The sequence below is a fragment of the Burkholderia sp. FERM BP-3421 genome, assembly GCF_028657905.1.
Taxonomy (GTDB): domain Bacteria; phylum Pseudomonadota; class Gammaproteobacteria; order Burkholderiales; family Burkholderiaceae; genus Burkholderia.
The window spans coordinates 1,173,707-1,189,642 of sequence record NZ_CP117781.1 but is presented as its reverse complement, the minus strand read 5'-3'; the positions used below and the strand labels follow the sequence as shown (position 1 = coordinate 1,189,642).

General features: G+C 66.6%; 10 protein-coding genes and 4 pseudogenes. 6 read left to right on the top strand and 8 right to left on the bottom strand.

What is annotated here, in order from left to right; genetic code table 11:
- Positions 1–543 precede the first annotated feature (543 nt).
- Positions 544–1,212: pseudogene (locus Bsp3421_RS34280) on the bottom strand (ESPR-type extended signal peptide-containing protein); the annotation flags it as partial.
- A gap of 697 nt (positions 1,213–1,909) precedes the next feature.
- Between Bsp3421_RS34280 and Bsp3421_RS08270 the strand changes: the two are divergent.
- A pseudogene (locus Bsp3421_RS08270) lies at positions 1,910–2,050 on the top strand (IS5/IS1182 family transposase); the annotation flags it as partial.
- A gap of 39 nt (positions 2,051–2,089) precedes the next feature.
- Positions 2,090–2,740: pseudogene (locus Bsp3421_RS08265) on the top strand (LysR family transcriptional regulator); the annotation flags it as partial.
- A gap of 228 nt (positions 2,741–2,968) precedes the next feature.
- Here Bsp3421_RS08265 and Bsp3421_RS08260 read toward each other — a convergent pair.
- Together Bsp3421_RS08260 and Bsp3421_RS08255 are read right to left on the bottom strand one after the other, a co-directional pair.
- Positions 2,969–3,094: an SDR family oxidoreductase gene (locus Bsp3421_RS08260; RefSeq protein ID WP_273997942.1), complete on the bottom strand. Its 126-nt coding sequence runs from the start codon at positions 3,092–3,094 to the stop codon at positions 2,969–2,971.
- Between the two features lie 349 nt (positions 3,095–3,443).
- On the bottom strand, positions 3,444–4,412 hold the full coding sequence (locus Bsp3421_RS08255; RefSeq protein WP_273997941.1) for a quinone oxidoreductase family protein: 969 nt from the start codon (positions 4,410–4,412) through the stop codon (positions 3,444–3,446).
- A 307-nt stretch (positions 4,413–4,719) separates the two neighbouring features.
- Between Bsp3421_RS08255 and Bsp3421_RS08250 the strand changes: the two genes are divergently transcribed.
- On the top strand, positions 4,720–5,520 hold the full coding sequence (locus Bsp3421_RS08250; RefSeq protein WP_273997939.1) for an AraC family transcriptional regulator: 801 nt from the start codon (positions 4,720–4,722) through the stop codon (positions 5,518–5,520).
- Positions 5,521–5,647: 127 nt separating this feature from the next.
- Here Bsp3421_RS08250 and Bsp3421_RS08245 read toward each other — a convergent pair whose 3' ends face one another.
- Both Bsp3421_RS08245 and sfnG read right to left on the bottom strand, forming a co-directional pair.
- The gene (locus Bsp3421_RS08245) at positions 5,648–6,376 is read right to left on the bottom strand and encodes a ribonuclease T2 (RefSeq protein ID WP_273997937.1); all 729 of its coding nucleotides are present in this window, start codon (positions 6,374–6,376) and stop codon (positions 5,648–5,650) included.
- Between the two features lie 210 nt (positions 6,377–6,586).
- Positions 6,587–7,681 carry a dimethylsulfone monooxygenase SfnG gene (sfnG, locus tag Bsp3421_RS08240; protein ID WP_273997936.1) on the bottom strand — a complete coding sequence of 365 codons (1,095 nt, stop codon included), beginning with the start codon at positions 7,679–7,681 and terminating at the stop codon, positions 6,587–6,589.
- Positions 7,682–8,092: 411 nt separating this feature from the next.
- Here sfnG and macA point away from each other — a divergent pair, with 411 nt between their 5' ends.
- The 3 genes and pseudogenes from macA (at position 8,093) to Bsp3421_RS08225 (ending at position 12,658) form a co-directional block, all read left to right on the top strand.
- Positions 8,093–9,283: a macrolide transporter subunit MacA gene (macA, locus tag Bsp3421_RS08235; protein ID WP_273997935.1), complete on the top strand. Its 1,191-nt coding sequence runs from the start codon at positions 8,093–8,095 to the stop codon at positions 9,281–9,283.
- A gap of 2 nt (positions 9,284–9,285) precedes the next feature.
- Positions 9,286–11,250, top strand: a complete 1,965-nt coding sequence (macB, locus tag Bsp3421_RS08230) for a macrolide ABC transporter ATP-binding protein/permease MacB (RefSeq protein ID WP_273997933.1) — start codon at positions 9,286–9,288, stop codon at positions 11,248–11,250.
- 13 nt (positions 11,251–11,263) lie between these two features.
- Positions 11,264–12,658 (top strand): annotated as a pseudogene (locus Bsp3421_RS08225) (efflux transporter outer membrane subunit).
- A gap of 445 nt (positions 12,659–13,103) precedes the next feature.
- Here the strand turns inward: Bsp3421_RS08225 and Bsp3421_RS08220 are convergent.
- The 3 genes from Bsp3421_RS08220 to mmsB are packed head-to-tail and all read right to left on the bottom strand — an operon-like array spanning position 13,104 to position 15,933.
- Positions 13,104–14,246: an enoyl-CoA hydratase/isomerase family protein gene (locus Bsp3421_RS08220; RefSeq protein WP_273997931.1), complete on the bottom strand. Its 1,143-nt coding sequence runs from the start codon at positions 14,244–14,246 to the stop codon at positions 13,104–13,106.
- On the bottom strand, positions 14,243–15,034 hold the full coding sequence (locus tag Bsp3421_RS08215; RefSeq protein WP_273997929.1) for an enoyl-CoA hydratase: 792 nt from the start codon (positions 15,032–15,034) through the stop codon (positions 14,243–14,245). The genes Bsp3421_RS08220 and Bsp3421_RS08215 overlap by 4 nt, the downstream gene beginning before the upstream one ends.
- Complete coding sequence (gene mmsB / locus Bsp3421_RS08210; RefSeq protein WP_273997928.1) at positions 15,031–15,933, bottom strand: 3-hydroxyisobutyrate dehydrogenase; 903 nt, start codon at positions 15,931–15,933, stop codon at positions 15,031–15,033. The genes Bsp3421_RS08215 and mmsB overlap by 4 nt, the downstream gene beginning before the upstream one ends.
- Positions 15,934–15,936 lie beyond the last annotated feature (3 nt).

Genomic DNA, 15,936 nt, shown 5'->3' with positions numbered 1-15,936 from the left:
CGAAGTGGATAACGACGTGATCGAACTATTCGCCGACGACAAACCCGTCGATGTCGACGTCGACAACGACGTAACCGTGCTGTTCGTCGTGGACAAACCCGTCGACAGCGATGAAATTCCGGTCGACGTCGAAGTGGACAGCGACGTGATCGAACTATTCGCCGACGACAAACCCGTCGACGTTGAAGTCGACAACGACGTAACCGTGCTGTTCGTCGTGGACAAGCCCGTCGACAGCGACGAAATACCGGTTGACGTCGAAGTGGACAGCGACGTGATCGAGCTGTTCGCCGACGACAGACCCGTCGAAGTCGATGTCGACAACGACTTCACGGTACTGTTGGTCGTGGACAAGCCAGTCGACGTCGAGGTGGACAGCGACGTGATCGATCTGTTCGCCGACGACAAACCCGTCGAGGTCGAAGTCGACAACGACGTCACGGTGCTGTTCGTCGTGGACAAGCCGGTCGACAGCGATGAAATCCCGGTCGACGTGGACGTCGACAGCGAAGTGATGGTGGAACCTATCGTACTGGCGACCGAATACAGTTCGCTGCCGTTTACCGCATCGGTACTGGTCGCGCTAATCAGGCCTGCTGCGACATTTTGTATGCGCCGCTCATTGCCCGCACTCCCTACGCTCACAACACCGGCGGTACCACTCGTACCGGCAAACGATCCATAAGTCACACTTCCTATCGTCGCGCTGCTGACCGTGTCCGTCCCGCCAGTGGCGGCGGATGCCGTGCCGGTCGTGACGGAGTTGTAGCCGAGGGCGACCGAGCCTGTGGTAGCTGCGGTGGAACCTGCGCCTATGGCTACAGAATTGGTCCCGGTGGCACTGGAATACCCCCCGTATGCACTGGTGCTGAGACCGGAAGCGAGAGCTCCAACACCAACAGCTACGGCGCTAGTATTGGACGCCGTGGCAGCCGAGCCAATTGCCACGGCCTGATAACCGCTGGCGTTGGCGATGTAGGTGGTGTTGGAACCGATCGCTATGGCATTGCCGCCACTCGCCGAAGCCCATGCAGCATTATTCACGTACTGCGCATGAGCATCATGCGTCAGTGCGCCCAAGGCCACTGCAGCCAGGGCAATGCAATGAACGACCTTTGATTTCTTCGACTTGCCTCTGGCAGAGTCAAGTTCCGATACGGCAACCCACGCCCCCAGCGACTCATTCCAGATCGCCCGATATGACTTATTCATTTGCATTACCCCATCTGCTCATGCGCCGTCTCGCAATTCAGGCGTGGATGACTCGTTTCGCACATAAAAAATCACGCGAGCGACAAGTCTCGAAGATTTTAATTTTCATTCCCAACACCCCACCCTCAAAGGCAGATTTTCGGATATAAAATTCAATGTGCGACTACAGCCTTCATCGGTCCCAGCAAAACACAACAACTAATATTATTTTATTTATCAAACTAAATTCTATATAAATTAGTTCACATTTCAAAACAACATTGAAAATTTTTGTCACAGAAATTATAAGAAATGTAAATTCCAGAAGGCGAACCGAAATTTCGTCTGCCCCCTCGCGTGGCAAGCGTATAAACTGAAAGAGAATTGACAGTTAGCAAAGATGTCACCGATTAAAAGGTCAGAAGAAATGTCAATGATCAGCACATTGGCAACCTCAAGGGTGGTGGAGTGATTCAATCCGACATCATGAAAATGTTCATCGTGCGCGACTTGCCGACTACGCATCGGATTCATTGCACTGCCGTCCATTTATGCATCATTTTTTAATCAAAAAATAACGACATCACGAACACGGGCCGCAATTCGACCGATAATCCACGCAATCAACCGCCTCGAGTTCATTTCATCGATGATCAAATGGCACTGTCAGGCTGTCATCCCCCGGGAGAATTGAAAGGCCAAGCGGCGGCACCGCCGAGTGCTGTATCGGACTCGAAACATCGTCGAACGCCTCTTCAATTGCACCAAACATTTTCGTCACGTCACCACTCGATACGACAAGCTCGCGCGCAACTATCTCGCCTTCGTTGCGCTTGCCGGTGCCTTTCGGCGCTTGTGAGGATGTGAACAGAACCTAACGACATATTCGGAGCGCTCGATCCTCGCCGCCGTAGTCGAGCCGGGCTCGCTGACGGCAGCCGCCGATCGGCTCAATCGCAGTCAATCCGCGATCAGCCACGCGTTGACCGAGCTGGAGGACATCATGCAGGTCAAGCTGCTCATACGCGACCGGCAACCGGTCGCCCTGACCGCCGCGGGCGAGCGTCTGTGGCCGTACGTTCGCAACGTCGTGCGGGAAGCGCAGACGCTGCGTCAGCAGTTCAGCCTGTCGCGAGGCAAGCTCGAAGGGCGGCTGATCGTCGCGTCGCTGCCAAGCGTATCCCTGACGTTCGTCGTGCCCGCGCTTGAAGCGTTGAAAGCGCTGCATCCGGGCGTGTCGGCCGTGCTGCTCGAAGGCACCGATGCGGAAGTCGAAGGATGGATCGAGGATGGCACCGCCGACGTGGGCGTCGTGGCCGGCGCGAAAACGTTCACTCACCATTTGCCGCTGCTCGAAGAGAATTTCGTCGCAGTCGCGGCAGCCGGTACGTTCGACGGCCGCAAGCGCGTGTCGACGAAGCAGTTGTCCGCGCTGCCGTTTATTTTCTCGAACGCGGGTTGCGGGCCGTTGATCGCGGATTATTTCGCGCAAAGCGGCATGCCGCTGCGCGCCGCCTTCAACGTGGTCGAAATGCACACCATTCTGTCCTGGCTACTGATACAGCGCTGGCTCATGGGAACCGTTCTTGCGGGGCTTGCCGTGAGAATGGCTTTCGAAGCGCGAAACTAAGCCGACGGGACGGCTCAGACGGCACGGATCGGCGAGCGCCTTCCTTGGGAGCGATCGCCGCAGGCCGCCTCCTCGCCCGGGTCGCCATCCATGCGCGCCTTGAGGATGCGAGAGGCCCGATGTCGTTTCAACCCGGCCCGTCTGCCGCTACGGGCCCACTTTCGCACTCATCCCGCCGTCCGCCATGACGACCGATCCAACCATGAAGCTGGCGCGCGCGGATGCGAGAAAGAGCACAATTTCCGCAATTTCCCTCGGATCGGCGCGCTTCATCCGTGAGCCGCCAGCGCGGCGATGCCGTCGCCGTCCGCGACGACCGTGATCCGCGCCGGATTGACGGCGGCCGCCGCGGCGGCGCGCGTCGGCTCTGAGAGCCCCTCGCGGTTCAGCCGCGAATCAAGCGTTTGTCGGCCGCGCACCGACGCAGGAAGCCGAGCAGATGAAGGCCGCGTCGCCTGGTCCGAACCGATGCACCGAACGGAATCGGCGTAACGTCGGGCTTTCCGGCGCAAGCGCGCCGTCCGGCGACCTGCGCCACGTTCCCGAATCAGACGGGATCAGACGGGAAGCGACCTCGCGAGCATCGATGCCTCGATGACGGCATTGCACCTTGCCGCCGCCCTCAAATCCGCCCGCCGGGCACGAACACCGCGCGACGAATGCTGTCGATCTCCCCCCAACGCGCCCCGACGTCCGCGAGCGGAATCGCCTCGGTCGCAATCCGCAACCCCGCCGTCGCCGTGGCCTCGAACACCTGCCGCATCGCATGCAGGACGCCCGACAGCGAAAGGCTGCCGATACCGCTGCCGAGCAGGGAAATCGGCGCGGCGCGCAACGCGGCGGCCGGCAGCAGGATCTCGCCGCCGCCGAGCGCGCCGATCTGCACGAATCGCAGCGGCGCATCCTCGGCCAGCGTGCGCGCCGCCGTCGTCAGCAAGGACAGCGCACTCGGCCCCCACACATAATCCAGCACCACGTCGACGCCTTCCCGATACTGCGCCTCGAACGCGCGGCTCAACGCGTCCGCGTCCTGCCGCAACGAAACGACGACGTCCGCCCCAACCTCCTTCAGCGATTCGAGCACGCCCGCGTCACGGCCGGTCGCGATGATCCGTCCGGCACCCAGATGCCTGGCGATCTGCACCGCCAACCGCCCCGACGTCCCCGTCGCGCCGTTGACCAGCACGGTCTCGCCCGCCGCGAACTTCGCGCGTTCGACGAGCGCCGCCCACGACGACATGCCGGGAATGGCGATCGCGGCGGCCGTGACGTCGTCGATGGTGTCCGGCAGCGGGACGCAATGGGCGTCGGGAACGAGACACTGCTCCGCCATCGCGCCGTACGGCGCGCGAGGCCAGAAGAAATACACGCGCCGACCGCTGTTCGCGTCCCGCCCCGCGCCGTCGAGCCCCGCCACGAACGGAAACGCGCCGGACGACGAATAGTGCGAGCCCGACGCCTTGGAGCGCGTCACGTGACTGAGCGCGGACGCGGCGACTTCGACGATGCGATGGCCGGGAAGCGGATCGGGGCGATCGAAATCGGTGTAAACGGGCGCTGCGCCCGCCGCTTTGACGACTGCTGCTTTCATGAGGAATCCTTGAGCTTGAATGGATACGATGGCGCGCGTCGGCGCAGGTCGCCGGGCCAAGCGCCGGCCCGGCCGCGCGAACGGAAGTCACGCATCCGTCGACTCGAGCCGACGCGGCGATCGAGAGAAGCGGCAACCGCCCCCTTGCGAAGCCTCGCGCCGTTCCAATCGGCCTGGTCAATGCAATCGTCGAGCGCCTGTCCGGCCGGCGACATGTTCGACGCCAAGACCGCGACGGGGAACCAGTCTACTGATGCGGAATCGGCCCGTCTCCGGTATAAAGGTCACTCGATCCTGTCTTCCGGCCATGCAAACCCGTATCATCCGACCCGATCTCGTGTTGTCGCCCGATGGCCCGTTCCTCGCCGCGGCGGAACTGACTCAGCGCGAAGCGCGCGCGACGTCGCCGCACAGTCATCCGCGCGGCCAGCTCATGGGCGCGCTGAGCGGGCTCGTCTCGGTCGGCCTCGACGCGCAGCAGTGGGTCGTGCCCGCCACCCACGCGATCTGGATTCCGCCGCACTGCGTCCACTCGATCCGTTCCTACGGCCCCTTCTCCGGCTGGAGCGTGTTCATCGCCGAGCCGCGCTGCGAACGCTTGCCGCGGGAATCCCGAGCGATCAGGACCACGCCCCTGCTGCGCGAGAGCGTCAGACGCGCCGCGACCTGGCCCGGCGTCGATCTCGATCCGGCGCAAACGCGCATCGCGGAGGTCATCGTCGACGAACTGGCCGCGTCGAAGCCGGAATCGCTCGGTCTGCCGAGCCCGCGCGATCCACGGCTCGTCCGCATCACGGACGCCCTGGCGAGCGACCTGTCGGACAACCGCCGGCTCGAGGAATGGGCAGGCTGGGCCGGGATCGCGCCGCGCACGCTCAGCCGTCGCTTCATGGCGGAGACCGGCATGACTTTCGCGCAGTGGCGTCAGCAGGCGCGCCTGCTGCGCGCGCTCGAACGGGTCGCGGACGGGGCGCCCGTCACCACCATCGCGCTCGATCTCGGTTACGACAACGTCAGCGCGTTCATCGACATGTTCCGCCGCGCCCTGGGCACGACGCCCGGGCGATATCTCGCCGCCGATGCGCGGGAGAGCCGCGCCGAGGAATGACGGCGGGCTTCGGGTAGCGGGATCGCGCCGCCCCACCGTTCCGCCCGCGATTACGCGGCGCTTCGCGACCGCGCCGATGCTCAGGCGTCAAACGCAAGGCCGCGCGCGCCGCGACGCCGAAGCGGCATCAACGCGCGATGAACACGCCCGAACTCGGGCAGGTCCCCTGCACGTTCCCATCGGTCACGAGCGACGCCGCGCTCGGGAACTGCGCGGCCGCGCTCGTCTTCACCGAAATCCACGCCTCGGTGAAATAGCTGACGCCGTTCGCCTTCGTGCACTTGAGCGACACCGCGTTGCGCGTGTTGCTGCCGAAGGCGGTCTCGAACGCGCTCAGCAGCTGGTTGCGCGTGACGGTCCGGCCCGCGTTCGCCTGCAGGAAGCTGTTGAACGAGGTGTTCGCGAGCCGGCTGATCATGCCCGTCGCCTGGTTCCAGTAGGCGTCCGGCGAAGCCGCGGCCGCGCAGGTGCCGTGCTTGAACCACTCGTGCTTGTCGAGGCACGACGCGACGCCCGGCATGTAGGTCGACAGCGTATTGCGGGTCGCGGCGCTGATCGGATAGGCGTCCATGCTGCACCACGCATGGGCGTTGTCGAGGTCGACGTCGTTCTGCGGCACGCCGCAGAAGAACGGCTGGTTGCCGTCGTAGTTGTTCGGCCAGAGGCCGTGCAGCGACAGGTTGTTCGCGGCGAACGAGCCTGCCAGGCTCGTGCATTCCGGCGTGTCGTGCGTCGCGCAGAAGCCCGGCTCCCAGGAGCTGGCGAGCAACAGGTAATCGTAGGACTGCGCGCTGGCGAAGCTGCAGGTCAACGCGAGGACGAGCCCGCCCAACACGCGCGAAAGCGTTCTGATCATACCGGCCCCTTGTATGTGCGCGGTCGCTGCGTCGCAGCCGCCGCAATACTGACGAATTGTCAGGTTCGGATTGTGTGCTCGCCAATATTGCAGCGGCGTGAACGCGCGCGAAATCGAACCCGGCCGATCGCGTCACGACGCGATCGGCCGGGCATCGGCTTGTTCAGGACACTTGATCAGTGCGGCGCGCGCCTCCCGCGCCGGCGGCCGTCAGGCCGGCTGCGCGTCGGCCTGCCGCTCCAGCTCGCGCACGAGCGGCAGCACGCGGCGGCCGAAGTACTCGACCTCCTCGTGGTAATGCAGGAAGCCCGTCAGCACCAGGTCGACGCCGATCGCGCGCAAGGCCACGATCCGCTCGGCGATCTGCTCAGGGGTGCCGATCAGGTTGGTGCGGAACCCGTCGTTGTACTGGACCAGATCCTCGAGCGTCGAGTTGGCCCACATGCCCTGCCCGTCCGGCGCGGCGCGCCCGGCCTGCTTGACGGCATGGCCGAACGCCTGCACGGCGTCCACGTCGGCGTGCCGGACGATGTCGTCGAGCACCTGGCGGGCCTCGTCCTCGGTGTCGCGCGCGATCACGAACGCATTCACGCCGAAGCGCACGCGCCGCCCCTGCGCCGCGGCCGCCGCGCGGATCTCGTCGATCTGCGCGCGATGGCCGTCGAGCGTGTTGCCGTTCATGAAATACCAGTCCGACACCGCCGCCGCCATGCGCCGCGCGGCGGTGGAATTGCCGCCCTGAAAGATCTCCGGATGCGGCTGCTGGAGCGGCTTCGGCTTCAGCGTGTAGTCGTTGAAGCGGTAGAAATCGCCCTTGAACGTGAAATGATCCTCGGTCCACACGCCCTTCACGGCGCGGATGAACTCCTCCGAGCGCCGGTAGCGCTCGTCATGTTCGAGCCAGGGCTCGCCGAGCGCGGTGAATTCGCCCTTGAACCAGCCGCTGACCACGTTGATCGCGACGCGCCCGCCCGTCAGCTGGTCGATGGTGGCGAGCTGCTTCGCGACCACGGCCGGATGCCAGGGCCCGGGCAGGATCGCGGCGATCACCTTCAGGCGTTCGGTGGCGGCGAGCAGCGCATGGCTGAACGCGACCGACTCGTGCTGGTACTCCGCGCCGTAGCCGGCGGTGAAGCGGATCTGCGACAGCGCATAGTCGAAGCCGTGCTGTTCGGCGAGCTGGGCGAGACGGCGGTTGTAGTCGATATCCCAGCTGGTGCGCTGCTCGATCTTGCTGACGACGAGACCGCCGCTGACATTGGGCACCCAGTAGGCGAACTTGAGAGATTCCGGCGCGTGACTCATCGGGGCGCTCCTTGCGTGGACAGGCATGACGATACCCGGCCCGCAGGGCCGCACGGCGGCGCCGGCGGGCCGGCCGGCGGCCCTCGCGCGCTGCTCCCGGCAGCGTCTGTCGGCGCATCGTACGGGCCCGGCCGCCACCACCCAACCAATCATTTCGACTATCGATGCCCGACCCGCCGATAAGTCGCCGCCCGCCCGAGCGGCGCGCGCCCGCTCAGGCGGCACAACAAAACGTCCCATTGAACACAAAAGCCGTGGAGAAGCGCGCAGAAACAACGATCGAAGTTGTGATTATCTGTATCAAAGTGAGGAAGTTTTGTTCCCGCATTGAACTGGGACAGCATTTTGTATTCCAATAGCCGCTTTGTAGTCTCATTACATTTCAACCGCTGTCCGGACCGCTCGCTCTCCATGAAAAAACGTCAACGCCGCTGGCTCGGCATTGCGGCAGGCCTCGTTGTGCTGGTCTCGCTCGTCGTGCTCCTCCTGCATTTTTTCTCCAAGGACAAAGGTCCGCAGTACCTGACCGCGAAGGTCGAACGCGCCACGCTCGAAAATACCGTGCTCGCGACCGGCACCCTGCAGGCGTACAAGCAGGTTGACGTCGGCGCGCAGGTGTCCGGTCAGCTGAAGTCGCTGAAGGTCAAGCTCGGCGACAAGGTGACCAAGGGCCAGCTGCTGGCCGAGATCGACCCGGTGCTCCCGCAGAACGCGCTGCGCCAGGCGCAGGCCGCCGAGGAACAGCTGGTCGCGCAGAAGCGCTCGACCGCCGCCCAGCTGGTGCAGGCGGAGCTGGCCTTCAAACGCCAGCAGCAGATGCTGCCCGACGACGCGACCTCGCGCTCGGACTTCGAATCCGCGCAGGCGAACCTCGGCGTCCAGCGCGCGACGCTCGCGTCGCTCGACGCGCAGATCCGCTCGGCGCGCATCCAGATCGAGACCTCGCAGGCCAACGTCGGCTACACGCGGATCGTCGCGCCGATGGACGGCCAGGTGGTCGGGATCGTCACGCAGGAAGGCCAGACCGTGATCGCGCAGCAGCAGGCGCCCGTGATCCTCAAGCTCGCCGATCTCGACACCATGACCGTCAAGGCGCAGGTCTCGGAAGCGGACGTGATCCGCGTGCATCCGGGCCAGACCACCTACTTCACGATCCTCGGCGACCCCGACCGGCGCTATTACGGCAAGCTGCGCGCGACCGAGCCCGCGCCGCAGAACTTCCTCGAACAGCAGAGCAGCCTGGGCGGCATGGTCGGCAGCACGCCGAAATCGAACTCGGCGGTGTTCTACAACGCACTGTTCGAAGTACCCAATCCCGACCACCGGCTGCGCATCTCGATGACCGCGCAGGTCAACGTGCTGCTCGGCACCGCGCGCAACGCGCTGAACATCCCTGTCGCCGCGCTGGGCGCGAAGGACAAGGACGGCGGCTACACGGTGCGCGTGCTCGGCGACAAGAATCGCGTCGACACGCGCAAGATCCGCACGGGCATCAACAACAACGTGAAGGTCGAGGTGCAGTCGGGCCTCAAGGAAGGCGACCAGGTGATCATCGGCGACGCGGCCGACGCCGAGGCCGCCGCGTCCGGCGCGGGGAACTGACGATGTCGGAACCCCTGCTGCAACTGACGAACGTCACCCGCAGCTTTCCCGCGGGCGACAAGGACGTCGTCGTGCTCAAGGACGTCAACCTGACGATCCACGCGGGCGAGATCGTCGCGATCATCGGCGCGTCGGGCTCCGGCAAGTCGACGCTGATGAACATTCTCGGCTGCCTCGACCACCCGACCTCCGGCAGCTACAAGGTGGGCGGCCGCGAGACGGGCGAGCTGGACAGCGACGAGCTGGCGCGCCTGCGCCGCGAGCATTTCGGCTTCATCTTCCAGCGCTATCACCTGCTGCCGCACCTGAGCGCCGCGGGCAATGTCGAGATGCCGGCCGTCTACGCGGGCACCGCCCACGCCGACCGGCGCGCGCGCGCGAACGACCTGCTCACGCGCCTCGGGCTCGCCGACCGCGCCGACCATCGCCCGAGCCAGCTGTCGGGCGGCCAGCAGCAGCGCGTCAGTATCGCGCGCGCGCTGGTGAACGGCGGCGAGGTGATCCTCGCCGACGAGCCGACCGGCGCGCTCGATTCGAAGAGCGGCCACGAGGTGATCCGCATCCTGCGCGAGCTGAACGCGCTCGGCCACACCGTGATCCTCGTCACCCACGACGAGAACGTGGCCGCGCACGCGCGCCGCATCATCGAGATCAGCGACGGCGAGATCGTCCGCGACCGGCCGAACCCGCGCGGCGACGAAGGCGACGCGCTCGAGGCCGCGCAGGCCGAGGGCCGCGCGCTGCGCCACGCGGCGCGCCTGTCGGCCGGCTTCGGACGCTTCACCGAGGCGTTCAAGATGGCCTGGGTCGCGCTCGTGTCGCACCGGCTGCGCACGCTGCTGACCATGCTCGGCATCATCATCGGCATCACCTCGGTGGTGTCGATCGTCGCGATCGGCGAAGGCGCGAAGCGCTACATGCTCAACGAGATCGGCAGCATCGGCACCAACACGATCAACATCTACCCCGGCACCGACTGGGGCGACAGCAAGAACGACACCATCCAGACCCTCGTGCCGGCCGACGTGACGGCGCTCGCCGACCAGCACTACGTCGACAGCGTGACGCCCGAGACCTCGCGCAGCCTGCTGCTGCGCTACCGCAACATCGACGTCAACGCGCTGATCAGCGGGGTCGGCGACACCTTCTTCCAGGTGCGCGGCATGAAGATGGCGCAGGGCATAGGCTTCGGCCCGGACGAGGTGCGGCGCCAGGCGCAGGTGGCCGTGATCGACCAGAACACGCGCCGCAAGCTGTTCGGCTCGAACCGGAACCCGCTCGGCGAGGTCGTGCTGGTCGACAACCTGCCGTGCGTCGTGATCGGCGTGACCGCCGACAAGAAAAGCGCGTTCGGCGACGTGAAGAGCCTCAACGTATGGGTGCCCTACACCACCGCGAGCGGCCGGCTGTTCGGCCAGCGCCATCTCGACAGCATCACGGTGCGGGTGCGCGACGGCCAGCCGAGCAAGGCCGCCGAGGAAAGCATCTCGAAGCTGATGCTGCAGCGTCACGGTCGCAAGGACTTCTTCACCTACAACATGGACAGCGTCGTGAAGACCGTCGAGAAAACCGGCCAGTCGCTGACGCTGCTGCTGTCGCTGATCGCGGTGATCTCGCTCGTCGTCGGCGGCATCGGCGTGATGAACATCATGCTCGTGTCGGTCACCGAGCGCACCCGCGAGATCGGCATCCGGATGGCGGTCGGCGCGCGGCAGGGCGACATCATGCAGCAGTTCCTCGTCGAAGCCGTGATGGTGTGCCTGATGGGCGGCGTGATCGGCATCGCGCTGTCGTTCGGGCTGAGCTTCCTGTTCTCTCTCTTCGTGAACCAATGGAAAATGGTGTTTTCGATCGGCTCGATCGTGTCGGCCTTCCTGTGCTCGACGTTGATCGGTATCGTGTTCGGCTTCATGCCGGCCCGCAATGCGTCGCGCCTCGATCCGATCGATGCGCTCGCGCGCGACTGATGGGGAGAGGATGATGATCCGTCTCGATGCCTTCATCGCTCCGCCCCGCCTGCTCACGCTTGCGCTCGCCGGCGTCGTGGCGCTCACGGCCGGCTGCGCGACCTCGGCCCGCCACGCGCCGCTGCCGCCCGTGCAGATGCCCGCGAACTGGACCTCGCCCGCCGCGCCGGCCGCGGCCGCGGCGGATCCGCAATGGTGGCGCACGTTCGACGATCCCGTGCTCGATCAGTTGATCGAGGATGCGCTGCGCACCAACAACAACCTCGCCGCCGCCGCGATCCGCGTGTACCGCGCCCAGTTGCAGGCCGGACTCGCCGGCGCCAATCTCACGCCGAGCGTCGCGATCGGCGCGAGCGCCGCCGTGACGCGCACGCTCGACACGCATCAGATGACCCAGCGCTCGAACGTGTTGACCGGGTCGGTCAGCTACGTGGTCGATCTGTGGGGCAACCTGGCCGCGCAGAGCGACGTTGCGCACTGGGAAGCGCAGGCGACCGACGCCGATCGCGAAGCGGCGCAGCTGTCGCTGATCGGCACCACCGCGCAGTTGTACTGGCAGCTCGGCTACCTGAACTAGCTGATCGCGATCGGCGACGCGAACATCAAGTATGCGGAACAGACGCTCGCGCTGGTGCGCTCGCGCTACACGGCGGGCGCGGCCACCGGGCTCGACGTCGCGCAGGCGGAACAGACCCTGTCGCAGCAGCGCGCGAGCCAGACGCAACTGATCCAGCAGCGCACCGAGGCGCGCAACGCGCTCGCGATCCTGTTCGACCGGCCGCCGCAGATCGCGGCGGCGGAGCCGTCGACGCTGCCGACGCAGCCGCTGCCCGAGGTGCGCGCGGGCCTGCCCGCCGATCTGCTGGCCCGGCGGCCCGACCTGCGCGCGACCGAGTTCCGGCTGCGCGAATCGCTGGCGAATGTCGACATCACGCGCACCAGCTTTTATCCGACCCTGACGCTGACGGGCGGCGTCGGCACGATGACCACGAGCCTGTCGCGCTTTCTGCAGAACCCGGTCGGCACGCTGGGCGCCGGCATTACGCTGCCGTTCATTCAGTGGAACACGATGCAACTGCAGATCAAGGTGTCGCGCACAAAGTACGAAGAAGCGGTCGTGAACTTCCGGCAGGCGCTGTACAACGCGCTGAGCGACGTGGAGAACGCGCTGTCGGCGCGGGTGCAGCTCGACAGCGAGGCCGTGCAGCGCAAGCTGTCGCTCGACCAGGCCCAGCGCGCGGAATCGCTCGCCCGCGCGCGCTACCAGGCCGGCGCGACCGACGTGCAACCGTGGCTCGACCAGCAGTCGCGGCTGCGCGACGCGCAAAGCGCGTTCGCGCAGAACCGGCTGAACCGGCTCAACAACCAGATGAAGCTGTATCAGGCGTTGGGAGGCGGTACCGGTTGAGCGTCAGGGAAAGGCGGCGATTCTCGATGACCAGGATCGCCCGCTGGTCGCAATTTTTAAGACGATTCCAATGTTTTGGGTCGCATCGGTGATGCAAATTTGTGCGTCGAGTCATCCGACGCCCAACACCTCATGTACCGATACCGTTTCACGCTCAACAACCTTGGCCAGACGTTTATTCCTGTGTGTCGCGCTGCTGGCTTGGCTCTGCCTTGCCACCCTTGGCTATGGTCTGCTCTGGAGCCGCTATCTGGAGTACTTCCCGACCTATCCTCGCTGGGTCGAGCACCTGATCGATCTCACGACCGACGGCACCATGGATGACTTCGTGTTCAAGTACATCCTGTTGCTCTCATTCGCGAACGTCGCGCTCATCACGCTGGCTGTCTGGCGTGGCGGTGGCGGCCCCACCGATTCCGGCGCGACCGCCACTGCGACCGCTAAGTCATGCCTCCCCCAACCCCGCCAGCGGATGCGCATCCGCCTTCCACGGCGAGCAGAGGAAATGCCGCACCCGCTCGGCCCGCACCTCGACGAGCGAGGCCGGCGCCCAGCGCGGCTTGCGGTCCTTGTCGACCAGATGCGCGCGCACGCCTTCGCGGAAATCGCCGTCCTCGATCGCGCGCGCCGCGATCCCCAGCTCCATCCGGAACGATTCGGCCAGACTCATCTGGCGACCGCGCAACAAGGCCTCGCGCGTCACGTTGAGCATGGTCGGCGAATACGCGAGCAGCGCATCGAGCGTCGCCTGCAGCCATTGCCGGTGCTCGCGGCCCAGTTCGTCGCGCGCCAGATCCTGCCGCAGCGTCGCGACGATGCGCTCGACCCCGGAGCGCTTGTCGAAATGGCGGACGATCCAGGGCATCTGCCCGTCGAGCGCCGCGTGGGGCACCACGTTGCAGGGCGGCTCGAACACCGCGCGCAGCGCCTTCAGCGGCTCGCCGGACAGATCCGCGCGTTCGAGCCGCGTCTCGAACGTATCGAGCCACGACGAGGGCACGCACAGGTCCGCGAGCCGCGCGCCGAGCGCATCCGCGCCCGACAAGGTCGCGCCCGTCAGGCCGAGGTACAGCGCCAGCTCGACCGGCAGCCGCGCGAGGAAATGCGTCGCGCCGACGTCGGGCACGAAGCCGATGCGCGTCTCCGGCATCGCGATCCTGCTGCGCTCGGTCGCGACGCGCAGCGCCGCGCCCTGCGCGAGCCCCATGCCGCCGCCCATCGTGATGCCGTCCATCAGCGCGATCACCGGCTTCGGGAACGCGTGCAGCGTGTGGTCGAGCCGGTATTCGTCGACGAAGAACTGCAGCCAGCCGTCGTCGCCGCGCGTCGCCTGCTGATACAGCGCGCGCACGTCGCCGCCGGCGCAGAAGCCCTTCTCGCCCGCGCCGCGCAGCACGACCGCGGCGATCGCGTCGTCGCGCCGGCACGCGTCGAGCAGCACGGCCAGCGCACGCACCATCGCGTGCGACAGCGCGTTCAGCGCACCGGGACGGTTCAGCGTGATCACCGCCACGCGGTTCACGACGCGCATCAGCACCGTCTGCTGCGCGGCCGCCTCGGAACCCGCCTGCCTCATCGGCGCGCTCATCGCGTCTCTCCTTGCGGAGCGGCCCAATCCGGCGCGCGCTTGCCGAGGAACGCCGCCACGCCCTCGCGCGGTTCGCCGCTGTCGAACAGGTCGACGAAGCGCTCGCGCTCGACCGCGAGCGCCGCCTCGCGCGGCACGCCGCGCCGCGCCAGCCCGATCAGTTCCTTGGCGTAGCCGAGCGCAAGCGGGCCCTGCCGCGCCACCCGCCGCGCGAGCGCGAGCGCCGCGTCGCGCGCGCCGCCCGTGTCGACCACCTGCTCGACGAGCCCGATGCGCAGCGCGGTATCCGTGTCGACGCGCTCGCCCGCGAGGATCATGCGCTTCGCCCAGCCTTCGCCGACCAGCCAGGGCAGCGTCTGGGTGCCGAGCCCGCACGGCGTGAGGCCCACCGACGGCTCGGGCAGCGCCATCTGCGCATGCCGCTCGGCGATCCGCAGGTCGCACGCGAGCGCGCATTCGAGCCCGCCGCCCATCGCGTAGCCGTTGATCGCCGCGATCGTCACGCAGCGCGCGTCCTGCAGCGCCTCGAACGCCGAGCCGAAGCACGCGGCCATGGTGCGCGCGACCGCGTGATCGCCGTCCGCGAAGGTGTTCAGGTCCGCGCCCGCGCTGAAGAACTTCGGGCCGTCGCCGGTGATCACGAGCGCGCGCACGCGCGGCGTCGCATCGAGCCGGCCGACGGTCTCGCGCAACTGCCGCAGGCCGTCCGCGGTGAAGGTGTTGGCGGACGGCCGCTTCAGCGTGACGAGCGCGATCGCGCCGTCGTCCGCGTAATCGAGTTCGATCATGAGGCGTCCTTGTCCGGCACCGGCTGGTACAGCCGGATCACCGCCGAGAAATCGAGCCGGCCCGCGCCGCGGCTGCTCATGGTCTGGTACAGCTGCTGCGCGAGCGCGCCCAGGTAGACCGGCTGCCGCGCATGGCGCGCGGCGTCGTTCGCGAGCCCGAGATCCTTGAGCATCAGGTCGGTGCCGAAGCCGCCCGTGTAGCCGCGCGAGGCCGGCGCGGTCTCGACCACGCCCGGATACGGGTTGTAGGTGTCGGAACTCCAGCAGCGGCCGGTCGAGGTGTTGATGATGCCGCCCAGCACCTTCGGATCGATGCCGAGCGCGACCCCGAGCGCCATCGCCTCCGACACGCCCGCCATCGTGATGCCGAGCACCAGGTTGTTGCAGACCTTCGCGACCTGCCCCATGCCGATCGCGCCGCAGTGGACCAGGTTCTTGCCCATGCCCGCGAGCACCGGCTTCGCGCGTTCGAAGTCGGCGGCGTCGCCGCCGACCATGAAGGTCAGCGTGCCCGCCGCCGCGCCGCCCGTGCCGCCCGACACCGGCGCGTCGATGAACGCGCCGCCGTGCGCGCGCACCCGCTCGCCGACCGCCTGCGCGCTGGCCGGATCGATGGTGCTCGAATCGATCAGCAGCGCGCCCGGCGCGAGCCCGGCCAGCACGCCGTCGGGCGCGGTCAGCGCCGCGCGCACGTGCGCGGCCGCCGGCAGCATCGTGATCACGCAGGCGGCGCCCGCCGCCGCCTCGCGCGCCGACGCCGCGACCTGCGCGCCGCCGTCCCTGACGAGCCGCAGCGCGTCCTCGCTGAGGTCGAACGCGTGCACGTCGTGGCCCGCCTTCACGAGGTTGAGCGCCATCGGCGCGCCCATGTGGCCGAGGCCGATGAATCCGATCTTCATGAC

Coding starts and splice junctions, on each gene's coding strand:
- mmsB (WP_273997928.1), bottom strand. CDS start 15,933: ATGAAGATCGGATTCATCGGCCTCGGCCACATGGGCGCGCCGATGGCG.
- Bsp3421_RS08250 (WP_273997939.1), top strand. CDS start 4,720: ATGCAAACCCGTATCATCCGACCCGATCTCGTGTTGTCGCCCGATGGC.
- Bsp3421_RS08245 (WP_273997937.1), bottom strand. CDS start 6,376: ATGATCAGAACGCTTTCGCGCGTGTTGGGCGGGCTCGTCCTCGCGTTG.
- Bsp3421_RS08215 (WP_273997929.1), bottom strand. CDS start 15,034: ATGATCGAACTCGATTACGCGGACGACGGCGCGATCGCGCTCGTCACG.
- macB (WP_273997933.1), top strand. CDS start 9,286: ATGTCGGAACCCCTGCTGCAACTGACGAACGTCACCCGCAGCTTTCCC.
- Bsp3421_RS08220 (WP_273997931.1), bottom strand. CDS start 14,246: ATGAGCGCGCCGATGAGGCAGGCGGGTTCCGAGGCGGCCGCGCAGCAG.
- Bsp3421_RS08255 (WP_273997941.1), bottom strand. CDS start 4,412: ATGAAAGCAGCAGTCGTCAAAGCGGCGGGCGCAGCGCCCGTTTACACC.
- Bsp3421_RS08260 (WP_273997942.1), bottom strand. CDS start 3,094: ATGAAGCGCGCCGATCCGAGGGAAATTGCGGAAATTGTGCTCTTTCTC.
- sfnG (WP_273997936.1), bottom strand. CDS start 7,681: ATGAGTCACGCGCCGGAATCTCTCAAGTTCGCCTACTGGGTGCCCAAT.
- macA (WP_273997935.1), top strand. CDS start 8,093: ATGAAAAAACGTCAACGCCGCTGGCTCGGCATTGCGGCAGGCCTCGTT.